Annotated in this window: 9 protein-coding genes and 2 pseudogenes; 5 read left to right on the top strand and 6 right to left on the bottom strand. The window is 60.6% G+C overall.

The features are described 5' to 3' along the window. The first annotated feature begins 174 nt into the window (after window positions 1-174). The gene (locus J3P73_RS12430; RefSeq protein WP_130691785.1) at window positions 175-729 is read left to right on the top strand and encodes a cytochrome c; all 555 of its coding nucleotides are present in this window, start codon (window positions 175-177) and stop codon (window positions 727-729) included. A 72-nt stretch (window positions 730-801) separates the two neighbouring features. Here the strand turns inward: J3P73_RS12430 and J3P73_RS12435 are convergent, their stop codons facing one another. The 4 genes from J3P73_RS12435 to J3P73_RS12450 all read right to left on the bottom strand — a co-directional run bounded on the left by J3P73_RS12435 (window position 802) and on the right by J3P73_RS12450 (window position 8258). After that, window positions 802-1482: a peroxiredoxin-like family protein gene (locus J3P73_RS12435; protein WP_018069530.1), complete on the bottom strand. Its 681-nt coding sequence runs from the start codon at window positions 1480-1482 to the stop codon at window positions 802-804. A gap of 74 nt (window positions 1483-1556) precedes the next feature. Continuing rightward, window positions 1557-4799, bottom strand: a complete 3243-nt coding sequence (locus J3P73_RS12440) for an adenylate/guanylate cyclase domain-containing protein (protein ID WP_130691787.1) — start codon at window positions 4797-4799, stop codon at window positions 1557-1559. A gap of 250 nt (window positions 4800-5049) precedes the next feature. Next, on the bottom strand, window positions 5050-6756 hold the full coding sequence (ilvB, locus tag J3P73_RS12445) for a biosynthetic-type acetolactate synthase large subunit (protein WP_130691789.1): 1707 nt from the start codon (window positions 6754-6756) through the stop codon (window positions 5050-5052). A gap of 413 nt (window positions 6757-7169) precedes the next feature. Further along, complete coding sequence (locus tag J3P73_RS12450) at window positions 7170-8258, bottom strand: LacI family DNA-binding transcriptional regulator (protein ID WP_130675120.1); 1089 nt, start codon at window positions 8256-8258, stop codon at window positions 7170-7172. Window positions 8259-8604: 346 nt separating this feature from the next. Here J3P73_RS12450 and J3P73_RS12455 point away from each other — a divergent pair, with 346 nt between their 5' ends. The 3 genes from J3P73_RS12455 to J3P73_RS12465 all read left to right on the top strand — a co-directional run bounded on the left by J3P73_RS12455 (window position 8605) and on the right by J3P73_RS12465 (window position 12257). After that, window positions 8605-9567: a sugar-binding protein gene (locus tag J3P73_RS12455; protein WP_018069522.1), complete on the top strand. Its 963-nt coding sequence runs from the start codon at window positions 8605-8607 to the stop codon at window positions 9565-9567. A gap of 79 nt (window positions 9568-9646) precedes the next feature. Further along, window positions 9647-11188, top strand: coding sequence for a sugar ABC transporter ATP-binding protein (locus tag J3P73_RS12460; protein WP_024322021.1), 1542 nt, complete (start codon window positions 9647-9649; stop codon window positions 11186-11188). Between the two features lie 43 nt (window positions 11189-11231). Continuing rightward, entirely contained in the window at window positions 11232-12257 is a 1026-nt protein-coding gene (locus J3P73_RS12465) for an ABC transporter permease (RefSeq protein WP_018069520.1), read from the top strand. 86 nt (window positions 12258-12343) lie between these two features. Here the strand turns inward: J3P73_RS12465 and J3P73_RS12470 are convergent. Beyond that, window positions 12344-12502 (bottom strand): annotated as a pseudogene (locus J3P73_RS12470) (ISNCY family transposase); the annotation flags it as partial. Window positions 12503-12566: 64 nt separating this feature from the next. Here J3P73_RS12470 and J3P73_RS12475 point away from each other — a divergent pair. After that, window positions 12567-13756, top strand: a protein-coding gene (locus tag J3P73_RS12475) for an IS3-like element ISRle4 family transposase (RefSeq protein ID WP_130655348.1) whose coding sequence is annotated in 2 segments (ribosomal slippage) — window positions 12567-12816 and window positions 12816-13756 — 1191 coding nt in all. Because the reading frame shifts where the segments join, the coding sequence is not laid out codon by codon here. Between the two features lie 14 nt (window positions 13757-13770). Here J3P73_RS12475 and J3P73_RS12480 read toward each other — a convergent pair. Beyond that, window positions 13771-14946: pseudogene (locus J3P73_RS12480) on the bottom strand (ISNCY family transposase); the annotation flags it as partial. Window positions 14947-15106: the final 160 nt, after the last annotated feature.

Here is a 15106-nt window from a genome sequence, read left to right on the forward strand (position 1 = left end):
TTAACGCTTCCTGATCGGGCCGTTGCCAAGCCGCCACAGAAGTCTGCGCATAGCGCGCCGAGAGCTGCCGCAAGATGGCGGTGTGATCGGAGAGGGCGTTCGCCCTTTTGCTGCCCAGATGAGAACGGATATCGGTAAGCAAGCGGCATGATCTTGGATTCGGAACGCAGCTTTATGGGACGGACCATATTCGTGAACATATTCGGACTGCTCGCCGTCGTGGAAGCTGTGCTGATCACGGCAGTCCCCTTGCCGGCAGCCGAGGATGTCGTGGCTCTTCGGCAGGCGGACATGAAGGCCATGGCCGCGGCGGCAAAGACGATCTCTGGCATGTTCAAGGATCCGACGAGCTACAACGCTGCCGAGTTCAGGAGGGCTGCCGACACGATCCGCGAAAGGTCGGGCATCGTTCTCTCGGGACACTTCGCGTCCGAGACCGCCAATCTGCAGTCGAAGGCCGGGCCGAACATCCTTAACGAGCGCGACCGGTTCGACCGTATCGCCAACGACCTGCGCGACTACGCCGTCGCACTGGATGCCGCCGCGCAGAAAAACCCCGGGCCGATGACTGCCAGCATGCGCATGAAGCCCGGAGAGGCCATGGGCGGCGGTCCTTTCGGTACTCACGTCCGCAACGAGCAGGAGCTGCTGGCAATGCCGGCGGAACACGCGTTCCACCTCATGCTCCAGACCTGCACGACCTGCCACGCCAAATTCAGGATGGAATAAGGGCGATCATGCGGGACCGGGAATTGCTCGCCTTGTTCAAGCGTCCGACCTTTCAAGCACGCCTCATGCGCTTCAAACAGCCATGTTCGACGCTGCCGACATCACTTCCCGAGGGGCAGGACCGCCGAACATATGGCGGCCATCCTCCTCGACTTCCGTGAAACACCAGCGCACGACGCCATCCCGATCGAGCAGGAATTCGCCGACGAGTTGGCCGTGGCCGGTGGCGTTCATCTGCTTGTCATCCTCGGTAAATTCATAGCCATCCGCCTTGTCGAGGAATTCCATCGCTGCCATCAGGTCCATGGGCGCTGGAAGCTCGCCCGGCATGTCGATGCGCATCGACGTCACCGCATCCATGCTGATCTTGTGCGGCCAGTCATTCTCGGCCTCGGTGAACTGAAGATTCGGCAGGCCGAAGGCCCTGTGCGATACCCGTTCCGGGTCCGAGGCCGCCAGCAGATTGGGAAGCGGATGGTAGCGGAAATAGAGACGGGCACGCTCGATCGGCGTGTTGACGACGGTCAGGCTGTCGATGCCTTTCTCCTGCAATGCGTCGGTGAGTTCCGCCATGGCGGCAATTTGCCGGCGACAGAACGGGCAATGCAATCCGCGGAACAACCCGACGAGCACCGGCTTCTGGCCGCGAAAATCGTCGATGGCGACCTTGCCCTGGCGGGTGATCGCATCCAGCACCACGTTCGGCGCGCGATCTCCCGGCTGCAATGGTCTTGCGGCGTGGTTCTCCTGCATGTTTCGTTCCTCCATTTATGTCTTTGAATCGATTTGCCAAATCGATCTCCGGCGATCACTGCAACGAGGACAGGTCAGTCGAGAAACGGCAAGACGACGAGCGTGCCTGGATCGAGGTTGTGGCGGATGCACACATCCTGTGCCAGCGTGAAATACCGTTCTGCCTCGTCCATGTCGTCATGCTCAAGGCTGAGTGTCGCCAAGCCATCATAGCACGGAAACAGCAGTTGCGGTTCATCAATTTCCTTCGCAACCTCAAGGGCTTCTTCGTAATACTTACGAGCTAGCTTTGGCTGTCCGTGGCATTGATGAATCTGGCCCAGCACGATCAGCGGCACGGAGAGATGGTCGCGCTGATCGAGCGCACGGTCGATTTCGACAGCCTTTTCCGCAGCCGGAACACCCTCGGCGGCGCAGCGATCGGTGAAGGTGCAGCAGGCAACTGCGAGGTTGGCGAGAAGGCGCGCCTGGAAGCCGAGATCGCCGATACGGGTCGCAAGCTCCAGTCCGCGCCGGCAGATCTTGATGGCGTTGGCCGGATCGACAATCGTGTAGAGAACGCCGAGGTTGGAATAGGCGCGGCAGGCAGCACTTTGCAGATCGGCCTTTTCGGCGACCGAGAGGCTGCGCTCCACTTCCTGCACGGCCTCGCGGCGACGTCCTAGCCGCGCAAAGGCCGCACCCTTGGTGTTCAGCGCCTCCGCCATCGCTCGCGCTGTCTCCCGTCCGGCCTCGGTCGTCCCGTCGATCGGCAGCGTTTGCAGGCATTGCAGTGCCTGCGTCGCCCACTCGGCGGCGGCGGCCTGATCCCCCATGCGGAAGGCCAGATGCCCGCGCTCCTGCAGGACATGTGCACGTTCGACCGGCGCATCGATTGTCGCGATTATCGCTTCGGCTTCGGCCAAGTGTGTCTCCGCTTGATCGCGGCGCCCTGCATCGAGATGCAAACGGCCGACCTTGCGCAATATCCGCGCTGCGGCGATAGGGTTGTTATTGCGGTGGATCGCCAGCGCTCGCTGATAATGGTTCAAGGCAACGTCGCGGAGGCCCGCGGGACCGCAGAGATCGGCAAGACGCTCCAGCAGCGCGAGTTGCTCTGGTGTCACCTCCGCCTCGTTTGCGAGGGCCGCAAGGGCCTGACGGTAGAGGCGCATCGCATCGTCATTGGCGTAGACCTTGCGCGCCAGATCGCCCGCCGCCATCAGATAGGTGGCCCCCTTGGCCTTTTCGGTGGTCAGGCTGAAGTGATGGCCGAGCTGCGCCAGATGCTCGGGCCGGTCGGGTGCTGCGCCATATTGACGTTCCAGAACCTGACCGATCCGTCGATGAAGCTCCATGCGCCGTTGCAGCAGGAGATTATGGTAGATGACGTCGTGCATCAGGGTCTGGCTGAAGCGATAGCCCGGCGATTGCCCGGCATCGGGCCCGCGCAATTCCTCGATGATATTGGCATCGCAGAGATGATCCAATGCAGCATCGATGGCGGCCGGGTCTGTGGCGATGGTGCGGAGCAGGGCGGTATCGAACTTCGGGCCGACCACCGCCGCCTCTTGCGCCAACCGTCTGATGTCCTGTGGCAGACGATCGACGCGGGCAAGCAACAGGGCCTGGAGGTTCACCGGGATATCGATATCCGTGTCTTCCGCTGCGACATGCCAGCGCTGGCCGTCATTGTGCAACGTGCCCATGTCGATCAGCACCCGAAGGATTTCTTCGATGAAAAGCGGATTGCCGCCGGCGCGGTCGAGGATGCGCTTGCGCATCGTTACCGGCAACTTGCCATGATCCTCGCCGAAAAACGCAGCAAGCAGCTTCTGCCCGTCGGCCGCAAACAGTGGGGCAAGACGCTGCACGGTGACGCTGACACGATTGGAGTCCAGTGGGTCGGTCTGTGATGTCGGCCGGTAGATCGCCAGCAGCATCAACCGGCTGCGCTCCAGCCGGTCCATCATGAAGCGAAGCACTTCCAGCGAGGCGACGTCCGCCCAGTGCAGGTCCTCGATGACAAGCAGCAGAGGACCTTGCGCCAGCCGCCGCTCGAAGACGGTGCGGACGGCATAGAAGATCTGCCGCCGCAGCTGCTCCGGCTCGATGTACCGCAAAGCGCCATCGGGATCGCCGAGGCCGAGGACATGCAGAAAGAGCGGCAAAAGTCCCTCGATCTCCTCCTGCGTCAGATCGAGCGCGCGGAACCCCGTTGCCAGCAATTGCCGCGCCCTCTCGAGATCGTCCCGCTCGCCGATGCCGTAGGCGCTGCGCACGACCGCGCCGAGCGTGCCATAGGATTGTTCGCCGAGCGGTGAGCAGGTCGCCTTGCGGATGGCGAGGCCCTGGAAACGGGCAGCCCTGCCGGCAATTGCGACGAATTCGTTGACCAGCCGCGACTTGCCGATGCCGGCTTCGCCGATCAGGCGGACAAGTTGCGCCGCACCGCCGCAGGCAAGGTCGAGGCATGTCAGCAACCGCGACATTTCCGTATCCCGTCCGATCATCGGTGCCTGAAGGCCGAGACTTTCGAGCCCGCGCGCCGTATGCGGCGCTTCCGACAGCCCTGTCAACCGATGGACAAGGACGTTTCCGCTTTTGCCGCGCAACGCCTGCGCGCCGAGACTGTCGAAGGCAAAGGCATGGCGGGTGAGGCGATAGGTCAGCGGCCCGACAAGGATATCGTTTTCGCCCGCCATGGATTGCAGGCGTTGGGCGGTGTTCACCGTGTCGCCGGTCACGGAATAGGATTTTGCACTGACCGCACCGAAGCCGCCGGTGACGACAGGGCCGCTATTGATGCCGATATGCAGACGCAGCGGGACGCCGGCGCGGGCGTGCCAGCGCTCGCCAACCTGCGTCGCCCGACCGATCATATCAAGTGCGGCACCAAGCGCCCGGACCGGATCGTCCTCATGAGCGACCGGCGCGCCGAACAGCGCCAGCAGCGCATCGCCGACAAACTTGTCGACGAAGCCGCCATAAGCCTCGACCGCCTGGGTCATCTCTTCGAACAATTCGTTCTGCAGTACCCGCATGACTTCAGGGTCGATCTGCTCGCTCAGAGTCGTGAAGCCGCAGAGATCGGCAAAGAGCACGGTCACCGGCCGCCGGTCGGCGTCGCCCTCCGATTTAGACAGGACCGCCTCGATCTTCGGCTTCGATACGGGCTGCGCTGTGCCTGGTATCGACGCACCACATCGGGGGCAGAAGGCAAAATCGGGCTGACAAGCATAGCCGCAGGCGGCGCAGGTAATAGGTTGCTTTGCGCCGCATCGCGGACAGAAAGCAAAACCGCTCTGAATATCGAACCCGCAGCCGCTACACTCCATCGGACGAATCTCACGAAACCCCGATGTACGGCTATTTCAGCCGCAACCAGCAGGCCTCAGACAGGGGACAAGCATGAACCTGCTGCCCCAGGCCCGCAAGCACTAAACAAGCGGCGGATCTGGTGACAGCTTCGGCAGCTTGAGAACGGCGATCTTGGCGTCATGAGCATTCACGAACGGATGGACTTACCGGTGCGGCTGCCGCAGGATTGCACGGCTTTTGCTGTTTGGGGTGTTCGATCATCCGCCGTCACTGCGGATGGGCGTCGGCGAGCCTTGCAACCCGGCAGTCAAAGAGCACCGGCCGGTCCACGTTGATCATCTCCTCGATCCTGGCATCCAGTTCGCTGGGGCTCTCGCAACGAAGGCCGACGGCGCCATAGGCTTCCGCGAGCTTGGTGAAATCGGGCAGTGAGGCCGAATAAGAGCGAGCTCGACTGTTGCCATCCGGCATGGGATCCCATTCTCGCGCCATGCCCGGATGCTCATCGCTCAAGATGAAGATCTTGATCGGCGCTTGATGCTGTATCGCCGTCGACAGCTCTTTCATCGTCGTTTGCACCGACGCGTCGCCGGCAATGTCGATGACAAGGCGCCCGGGATTTGCGAGCTGCGCGCCCAGCGCGGCAGGAAGACCGAAGCCCATCGTCCCCAATCCCCCTGAGGTAATCCAGCGATTGGGTCTGTCGAAGCCGAAGAACTGCGCCACCCACATCTGCTCACCGATCTCCGTGGCGATGATGGGGTCGTGCGGCTTTGTCAGCGCATGCAGGCGCTCCAGGGCATGTTGCGGCATGATTGCATGGTCCAGCCGCTCGTAGGAAAACGAATGGTGGGCTCGCCAATGATCGATCTGCAGCCACCACGCCCGCAACCGCTTCTGGTCGGGCACGGTGGAAAGCGACCGCCAGGCATGGATCATGTCCGCCAGCACATGCGCGGCGTCGCCCCGAATGCCGATGTCGACGAGAACGCGTTTGTTGAGCGACGAGGCATCGATATCGATCTGGATTTTCTTCGAGTGAGGCGAAAACTCCTGGGGACGCGAGGTCGCAAGGTCGTCAAACCGCGCGCCGATGGCGATCATCAGGTCGCAATCGCCAATTGCCATATTGGCTTCATGCGAGCCGTCCTGTCCGGCGACCCGCAGCCAGTTCGGCCCGGTGGCGGGGTAGGCTCCAAGCCCCATGATGGTGGACGTTACGGGAAAGCCGGTGAGGTCGGCAAACTCGCGCAACAATCTCGATGCCTCCGGTCCGGCGTTGATGATGCCGCCGCCGGTATAGATGATGGGGCGCCGGGCTTCGGCCAGCAATGCGACCGCCGCTCGGATCGCGTTTTGATCGCCTTGCATTGCCGGCTGGTAGCTCGGCAGCGGAGCTACCTTGTCAGGTGAGACGTAGGTCCCGCTGGCGAAGAGCACGTCCTTCGGCATGTCGACGAGAACAGGACCGGGCCGACCGGCCGCCGCGATCCGGAAAGCCAGATGGATCGTTTTGGCGAGATCGTCGATGTGTTGGACGAGGAAATTGTGCTTTGTGCAGGGGCGGGTGATGCCGACCGTATCGCATTCCTGAAAAGCGTCCGTGCCGATCAGACTTGTCGGCACCTGGCCGGCGAGGCAGACGAGCGGAACGGAGTCCATAAGGGCATCCTGCAGCGCCGTAACCGCATTTGTAACGCCTGGTCCCGATGTCACCAGCATGACGCCGACCTTTCCCGTCGAGCGGGCATAGCCTTCGGCTGCGTGGCCGGCGCCTTGCTCATGGCGCACCAGGAAATGTTTGATGTCCTCCTGTTGGAAGATTTCGTCATAGATCGGCAGCACCGCGGCGCCGGGATAACCGAAAATGTGTTCGACACCGTTGTCGCGCAGCGCTTGCAGAACGATCTCGCCGCCGTTCATGCGACGATCAGAGGGGTTGTTTAGAGAAGAGTTGGCTGTCTCGCCGGTCATATCTGGGTTCCGTCGTGAGTGAGGTGATGGGTGCGACGGGGCATAAAAAAAGGCCCCGTCAGGGACCTGTTTTCGGCGCATGGGTGGCTATTGCCGGACGATCAGATCGTCCTGCCCATGCGCGATATCACCACTACGAGAACCACTGCGATTTTCATGGGCAGTAGAGCTAGCTCCAAATCTACACGTCGTCAACGTCGTCTCTGCGTAGATTGTATCTGTGGTTGAGAACACTGGATCGGTTGGTTGGTCGGTGACGAGGCAAGGGCAGGGGCAACCCGTTCGCAACCTATCGACAAGGCAAACTCTGCCCGTACGATCGCCACTAAGCGATTTCGACCACGTCTTCCAGCGCGCCCCGATCAGGGTTTCCGAGCTAGCCGCCGGCGTCGGTCCCGGCGCGAACCCAAGTTCTATGACGAGGTATGTGCGCCATCGAGGATCTGCCGCGCCTCGGCCCGCGGCGCGGCGACGGAATGACGCTTAACGAGCGAGCATTCGAGCTTCGCAATTGGATAGCGCTTGCCGGGCACACTTTCCGGGTTGAGATGTTCGATCGCCCATTGCCCCATGGCAAGATGTGGAAGGACCGAAGTCGTCAGCGGGGGTACGAGATGTCGTGAAATTTCTTCGTCGTCATAACCCACCACCGACATGTCCTGGGGAATGCGAAGCCCTGCATCCTTGAGCGCTTCGTAGCACCCGATAGCAGTGCGGTCGTTCTGGCAGAAGATCGCGGTGGGCGGCTCTTTCAGAGCAAGCAGTTTCATCGTGGCGGCATAGCCGGCACCGGCCGACCAGTCGCCCTCAATGACCAACTCCGGATCGAAGGGTATATCGGCGGTCGCCAGCGCGCGGCGATACCCTGTCAGCCGGTCTTGCGCCGCCTGCATCCAGATTTCGCCGGTGATCGTCGCGATACGATGGTGTCCGTGCGTGATCAGATGCCGGGTGGAGCTCTGCCCTCCCGCGATCTCGCTCGGCACCACGGCGGGAAAGGCATGGTCCGCCGTATAACAGTTCAGCAGGACCGTCGGGATGTTGAGCTTGCTGACATAGGATGGAAGCTCCACCTGGCGGGTATAGATCGTCATATATATGAGCGCCGATATGCCTCCGTTCGTCAACGCCTCGATTGCCCTCGGCTCCATGACGGGGTCACTGAGCGTCTGGGTTACCAGAAGGACATTGCCGGCGTTCCAGGAGGCTTGCCGCGCGCCTTCGATCGCAACGATCGCTTCCGGGCTGGTGGCGAGTTGATCCACGGCGAAACCGATGACGTTGTCCAGTCCCGAATAGGAGGCCTTCGTCGTATAGGTCTTCTCCATGTAACCGAGCGCGCGCGCCGCCTCTAACACGCGATCGCGCGTCTGCTGTGAGATGCGGGTACCGGGCGTGTCGTTGAGGACGAAGGAGACGGCCGCTTGCGAGCAGCCAGCCGCCGCCGCGATGTCCATCATCGTCACGCGCACAGGCTTATTTTGGGTCTTGGGTTTTCGCATTCGTGGAAACTGTCTCTGCTTGGGATAACCGGTCAGGGTGATCGATCGTCGTTTTTGCTAATTAATATTAGCATCTATCTGAAAGCGCTGGCAATTGCATGAATTATTGCAACACTATCAGTTATTGGCCAATGCCAGTACAAAATTGCCATCATAACCACTGCGCGATGAAATGTTTTGATCTGCATTGATAATACTATTTACTAATTAAAATTCTTGTATACCGTCAGGGGGCGATCGGAACCTATGCACTCGTCGCTTTGCGACGGCCCTGGGAGGGGGCGCATCCGGCCGGCCGTAAATCGGAAACGGGCCCGTGCAACTGCGGCCCCTCGGGAGGTGTATTATGAAACAGCTGAAACGCAATGCAGCCTTGTTTTTCGCCGGGTTGATGCTGAGCGCGGCGCCGATTGCCGTATCGCATGCTGCCGACAAGCCGACACTTGCATTTGTCGTCAATGGCGCATCCGACTTCTGGAAAGCCGCAGAGGCGGGCGTGAAGAAGGCGCAGAGCGAGATGCCAGACTACCAGATGGAGCTGAAGTACCCTGAGCAGGCATCGGTTGCCGTTCAGCAACGGCTTATGGAAGACTTGGTCAGTGCCGGCGTCAAGGGGGTCATGGTCTCCGCGGTCGATCCCAAGACCCAGACGGACGGCTTGAACAAGATCGGCTCGCAGACTGCTCTCTTCACGACCGATAGTGATGCGCCGCAGACCAACCGCGTCGCCTATATCGGCTCATCGAATATCGACGCCGGCATGCAGGCCGCCGAAATCGCCAAGAAGGCGATGCCTGACGGCGGCAAATGCATCGGTTTCGTCGGTCTGCTGGGCGCCGACAATGCCAAAGAACGCATCCAGGGCATGAAGGACGGCCTGAAGGGCACGAAGATCGAGCTGACAGATGTACGCGGCGACGATATCGACCAGACGCGCGCAAAGAAGAACGTCGAGGACGCGCTGGTGGCCAGCCCCGACGTCACCTGCATGGTCGGCTTCTACTCCTACAATACGCCGCGCATCTATGAAGCGCTGCGCGACGCCGGTAAACTCGGCCAGATCACCGTCGTCGGCTTTGATGACGATCCGATCACGCTCGGCGGCGTCAAGGAAGGCACGATCGCAGCGACCGTCGTGCAGCAGCCGTTCGAGTGGGCCTATCAGGGCATGAAGCTGATGGCGTCCTATCTCAAGGGCGACAAATCAGGCGTTCCCAGCAACGGCTTGATCATCATCCCGACGGTGATCATCGGCAAGGATGACGTTGACAAGTATGCCGCCAGCCTGAAGGCTATGTCTGGAAAATAACCCTCCTTCGCGGCGGAGGCACTTGCCGCCGCCGCGAAAGATGTCTCATGCCGACAGCATTAGCAGCCATGGACAGGCGATGAACCACAGCTCCGACATCCCGTCACCGGACGCGCTTGCAACGCCATTCCTGTCGCTTTCCGGCGTTGGCAAGACCTATCCGGGCGTCGTTGCGCTTGAGGGCCTGTCGATCGACATCATGCCGGGAGAGGTCATTGGCCTCGTCGGCGAGAACGGGGCTGGAAAATCGACGCTGATGAAGATTCTTGGCGGCGTGATCGCACCCGACCGAGGCACGATCCTGCTCGACGGCGCAGAGCTTCGTTTCCTCACTGTGGAATCGAGCATCGCATCCGGCATCGCCTTCGTACACCAGGAACTCAATCTCTTTGAGAATCTCGACGTTGCTGCCAATATCTTTCTGGGCCGCGAACCGCTGAAGGCGGGACCTTTCAAGCTCGTCGATCGCGATCGACTGCGAGACATGGTGAAGCCGCTCTTGAAGCGGGTAGGGGCTCATTTTTCCGCCGACACACCCGTGGCATCGCTTTCCCTTGCCGAGCAGCAGATGGTGGAAATCGCCAAGGCGCTGTCCATCAACGCCAGGCTCGTCATCTTCGACGAACCCACGTCCAGCCTGCCGCTGGCCGAAACCGAGCGGCTCCTGAGCATTATCAAATCGCTGAAAGCCGATGGCATCAGCGTAATTTTCATCTCGCATCGCCTTCACGAGGTTGAGCGCGTGGCAGACCGGGTCATAGTTCTGCGCGACGGCACGCTTGTGGGCACGCTCGCCAAGAAAGACATCGGCCACGACCAGATGGTCAAGCTGATGATCGGACGCGTGCTTGCGGCCCGGACCGCAAAACCGCAGCGCTCGCCCGGCTCGGTTGCACTGAAGGCAAGCGGCGTGCGCACCGAGGCCTATCCCGGCCGTCCCGTTGATCTGGAAATCCGGTATGGAGAAATCATGGGGCTTGCAGGGCTCGTCGGGTCGGGCCGCACCGAGCTTGCAAGGGTGCTCTTCGGCATTGACCGGAGCTACGGCGGAGCCATTCTGCAGGACGGGCGGCAAATTGCGATCAGGTCTGCCCGGGACGCCGTCGCTCGTGGCATTTTCCTGGTACCGGAGGATCGCAAGCGCAACGGCATTCTTCTTGATTTCCCGATCGCCCAGAACGTAACCCTTGCCGATCTCCCCAAGCTCTCCAGCCGCTTCATGCTTTCTGCTGAGCGGGAGAGGGCGGCGGCCGAAAAGCAGCGCGTTCGCCTCGGTATCAAGGCGCCCTCCGTTTCGACGCGAACCGGCACTCTATCCGGCGGCAACCAGCAGAAGGTGGTGCTTGCCAAATGGTTGTCGATGAGCCCGAGGGTGATGATCTTCGACGAGCCGACGCGCGGCATCGATATCGGCGCGAAGAACGAGATCTATGGCCTGATGCGAGCGCTTGCCGATGCCGGAGTCGCGGTCCTGATGATCTCCAGCGACATGGAAGAGGTGATCGGCGTTTCCGACCGCATCGCCGTCATGCACGAGGGCCAGATCGCCGGCATATTGGAAGAGGACGAAATCAGCCAGGAAAGCGTCCTTTTGCTTGCCGTCGGCAAAAGGGTAAAATAGGGGCTGCGGCCAATAGAAATAAGTATCGGGGGATGGATCTCGAATGATCAAAAAAGATCTCGGACTGCTGCTTTTGATCGTCGTCGTGGGCATCGTCGTCGCCATCATCAACCCGCGCTTCCTGCTGCCGATCAACCTGGCCAACACTGCCAACCTGATCGGGCTGTTCGGCATCCTGTCGATCGGCCAGGCCTTTGTCATCATCACAGGCGGTATCGAACTTTCCGTCGGTTCGCTCGTAGCGCTTCTCGGCGTGCTGTTCGTCGATTTCATCGCGGTCCAGGATATGTCATGGATGCTGGCGCTGCCGCTCATTCTCGTGCTCGGCGCGGTCATAGGTGCCGTCCACGGCTGGCTGATCACCCGGCTCAACCTGCAACCCTTCGTCGTTACCCTCTGCGGCCTCCTGATCTATCGCGGGGCAGCGCGCTTCTATACGGCCGACGGGACGGCGGGCTTTGCTTTCGGCCAGAATTTCCCAGACCTCGAATTCCTGACCGCCGGACGGTTTTACGGCGTTCCCAACACCTTCATCGCACTCGTCATCATTGCCGTGGTCATGTGGATTATGCTGCATCGCTCTGTCTTCGGGCGTTATCTTTACGCGATCGGGAAGAACGAGGAGGCCGCCCGCTATTCCGGTATCCGTACCGGCCGCATGGTCATGTCGGCCTATGTCATCTGCGGGCTGCTGACGGCGCTATCGGCAATTTATTTCGCCATGTACACGCGCTCGATCTCGCCGGCGAGCCATGGCCAGTTCTACGAACTCTACGCGATTGCCGCTGCCGTACTCGGCGGCTTTTCGCTTCGCGGCGGCGAGGGGTCGATCGTCGGCGTCGTGCTGGGAACGGTCCTGCTCCAGGAGTTGCAGAATCTCGTGAATCTACTGGGTATACCCTCGTCTTTGAATTTCGCGGTCATGGGTGGCGTGATCCTCATCGGCGTCCTGATCGACCAACAATGGCACGCGATCCGCGCAAAGCGCCGCCTCGTCTTTGCCGCCCGGCAGACCGAAACCCGTCTTTCGAACGAAGGCAGTTTGCCAGTGGTTGCCAATCAGGACTAGGTCAGTGCATGGGGCCATGCGTGTCATGACCTTGGCCCGTTGAGACAATCCGTTTTGCAAGATCAGATCGGGCGGGTGAGGGGCACCGAGCCATCGATCTGGATCAGTTCACCGAAACAATCGCGCCGGCCGTGCGGCTGGAAAACCGGCTTCTTGCGCTCGCGTCGCGAGACCCATATGCCGGCCTCGGTCATCCATTGCCGCAGCGTCTCCTTAGCGACCGAAATCTGATGCAGTTCGATCAGTGACCTTGCCCCGTTGAAATAATCCATTTTGAAGTAAGCTCTGGCCCATTGAGAGGACCAGAGGATGAAGCGCAATCGTTTCACAGACGAACAGATCATCGGCATATTGAAGGAGCACGAGGCAGGCACGCCGGTCTCGGAGCTTTGCCGCAAGCATGGCGTCAGCGATGCCAGCATCTATAAATGGAAGGCCAAGTACGGCGGCATGGAGGTGTCCGAGGCCAAGCGGCTGAAGACGCTTGAGGACGAGAACACGAAGCTGAAGCGGCTTCTGGCGGATGCGATGCTCGACAATGCTGCCTTGAAAGACCTTTTGGGAAAGAAGTGGTGACGCCCGCGGCCAAGCGGAAAGTTGTCGCGCATCTGATGAGCCATCATGAGATGAGCGAACGGCGGGCGTGTAAAGCCATTGGTTTTTGCCGAATGACGGTCCGTTACGAGACCAGGCGCGACGATGATCATGAGCTTCGCGAGCGAATGAAGGCGTTGGCGCATGAACGTCGCCGCTTCGGATATCGACGCATTCATGTGCTGCTCCGGCGGGAGGGTCACCTCGTGAACCACAAGAGGCTCTTCCGGCTCTATCGGGAGGAGAAACTGACGGTGCGCAAGCGCGGCGGTCGCAAGCGAGCGATAGGCACGCGAGCGCCGATGCTGGTGCCGATGGTGGCCAATGATCGTTGGTCGCTAGACTTCGTGTCGGATCAGTTCACCGATGGGCGCAGGTTGCGGATTCTGACCGTCGTCGATGATTGCACGAGGGAGTGCCTGGCGCTCGTCGCCGATACATCGCTTTCCGGTCTTCGCGTCGCACGGGAGCTTGACCGGATTATCGAGGAGCGCGGCAAGCCGAGGATGATCGTCAGCGACAACGGCAGCGAGTTCACCAGCAACGCGATCCTGCAATGGGCGGACCGGACCAAAGTTGACTGGCATTACATTGCGCCTGGCAAGCCTATCCAGAACGCTTTTATCGAAAGCTTCAACGGGCGGCTGCGAGACGAGTTCTTGAATGAAACTCTGTTCTCGTCGCTTGCTCACGCCCGGTCCGCGCTTTCAAACTGGCGTAGTGATTACAACGATCAACGCCCGCATTCAGGCCTTGGCTGGCTGACACCGGCCGAATTCGCTCAGACACTCAACCCGCGACGTGATGCGGTGCTGCGCAGCCGAAATGGCTCCGCACCGCAACCCGCCGCTACCGAACCAACAACAGCAACCAAAAACCGCTGGAGCGAACTCAAAACTGGATAAAACTTGGGGGCAAGGTCATCGGTGATCGCCGCATGCGTCACCCGCTGGTCCTTGTCGAACACCTTGTAGGGCAGGGAATGACCTTTCCAGCGCACGTCCAGCCGGCCATCGGCATAGGCATAGGTCTCGACATAGCGGCCAACCAGGCCACGCGTCACCTCGGTCTCTTCCAGCATGATCCGCTGGCGCTCAAACGAAAACGTCAACTGCGACCCGACATAGCGCTGCTCACGCTTGCACAGGATCTCCTTCAGCCGGTCCGACGCAAGATTTATCGGCCGGTGCAGGTCATCGGACCGGGCAGGGACAATCGCAAACCGGGCATTGTAGTCCTCCATGAAGCCCGGCAAAAACGCGTTGCCCGTCTCCATATCGCCGATATCCGCCAGCCGTAATTCCTTGACCAGCCGATCCTGCAGCGTCCGGTTCATCCGCTCGACGCGACCTTTGGCCTGACTGGAATTTGCACAAAGAATCTCGATGTTTAGCTCACAAAGCGCCCGCCCGAACTGGGTCATGCCCTGGCCACCCTTGGCGTCCTTCTTCGCCACCCGGAACACCGAATGCTTGTCGGAGTAGAAGGCCACAGGCGCGCCGTGATCGCGCAGGTAAAGCGCCAGCGCCTCGAAATAGCTGAAGGCGCTTTCCGAGCGCACGAACCGCAACTGCATCAGCTTGCCCGTCGCATCGTCGACGAACACCAGCAGCGAGCATGGATCACCGCGGTCCTCGAACCAGCGATGCTCGGACCCGTCGATCTGCACCAGCTCGCCATAGGCTTCACGCCGCAAGCGCGGCTGATGGAACGTCCGCCGCTGCTTGCGCGACAGCCAAAGTCCGGCCCCTGTCATCCAGCCGCGCAACGTCTCGCGCGACACCCGCAATCCATCTCGCTCGGAAAGCTTCTCGGCCGCCAAGGTTGGTCCGAAGTCTGCATAGCGTTCGCCAACCAGCGTCACGGCGTAATCCCGAACACCGTCGCTGATCCGGTTGTTCGACGGTCGGCCGATCGCTTTGTGCCGGATCGACGCCGCACCACCCGTGTTGATCCGCTCCAGCAGACGACGCACCTGGCGCGTACTCAGATCAAGCACATGTGCCGCCGACACCATCGTCATCCGGCCGGCGATCACTTTCGATAGAATCTCGATCCGCTGCAGATCACGCTCGCTCATCGCAATCAGTCCCATCCGCAATCTCCCAGGTCATCAAACAAGGGGAGAGTGACATTCCAACTTTGCAGAAACAGGACACTTCAACTTTGCGGCTGGAAAAGCTAACCCAAGTGCATCACGCCTGTTTTGCAGAGTAGGGGATCACCTATCTTCGTGCAAATGCGCCATAAACACC

The sequence above is a fragment of the Rhizobium ruizarguesonis genome (assembly GCF_017357285.1).
In the GTDB taxonomy this organism is placed as follows: Bacteria; Pseudomonadota; Alphaproteobacteria; order Rhizobiales; family Rhizobiaceae; genus Rhizobium; species Rhizobium ruizarguesonis.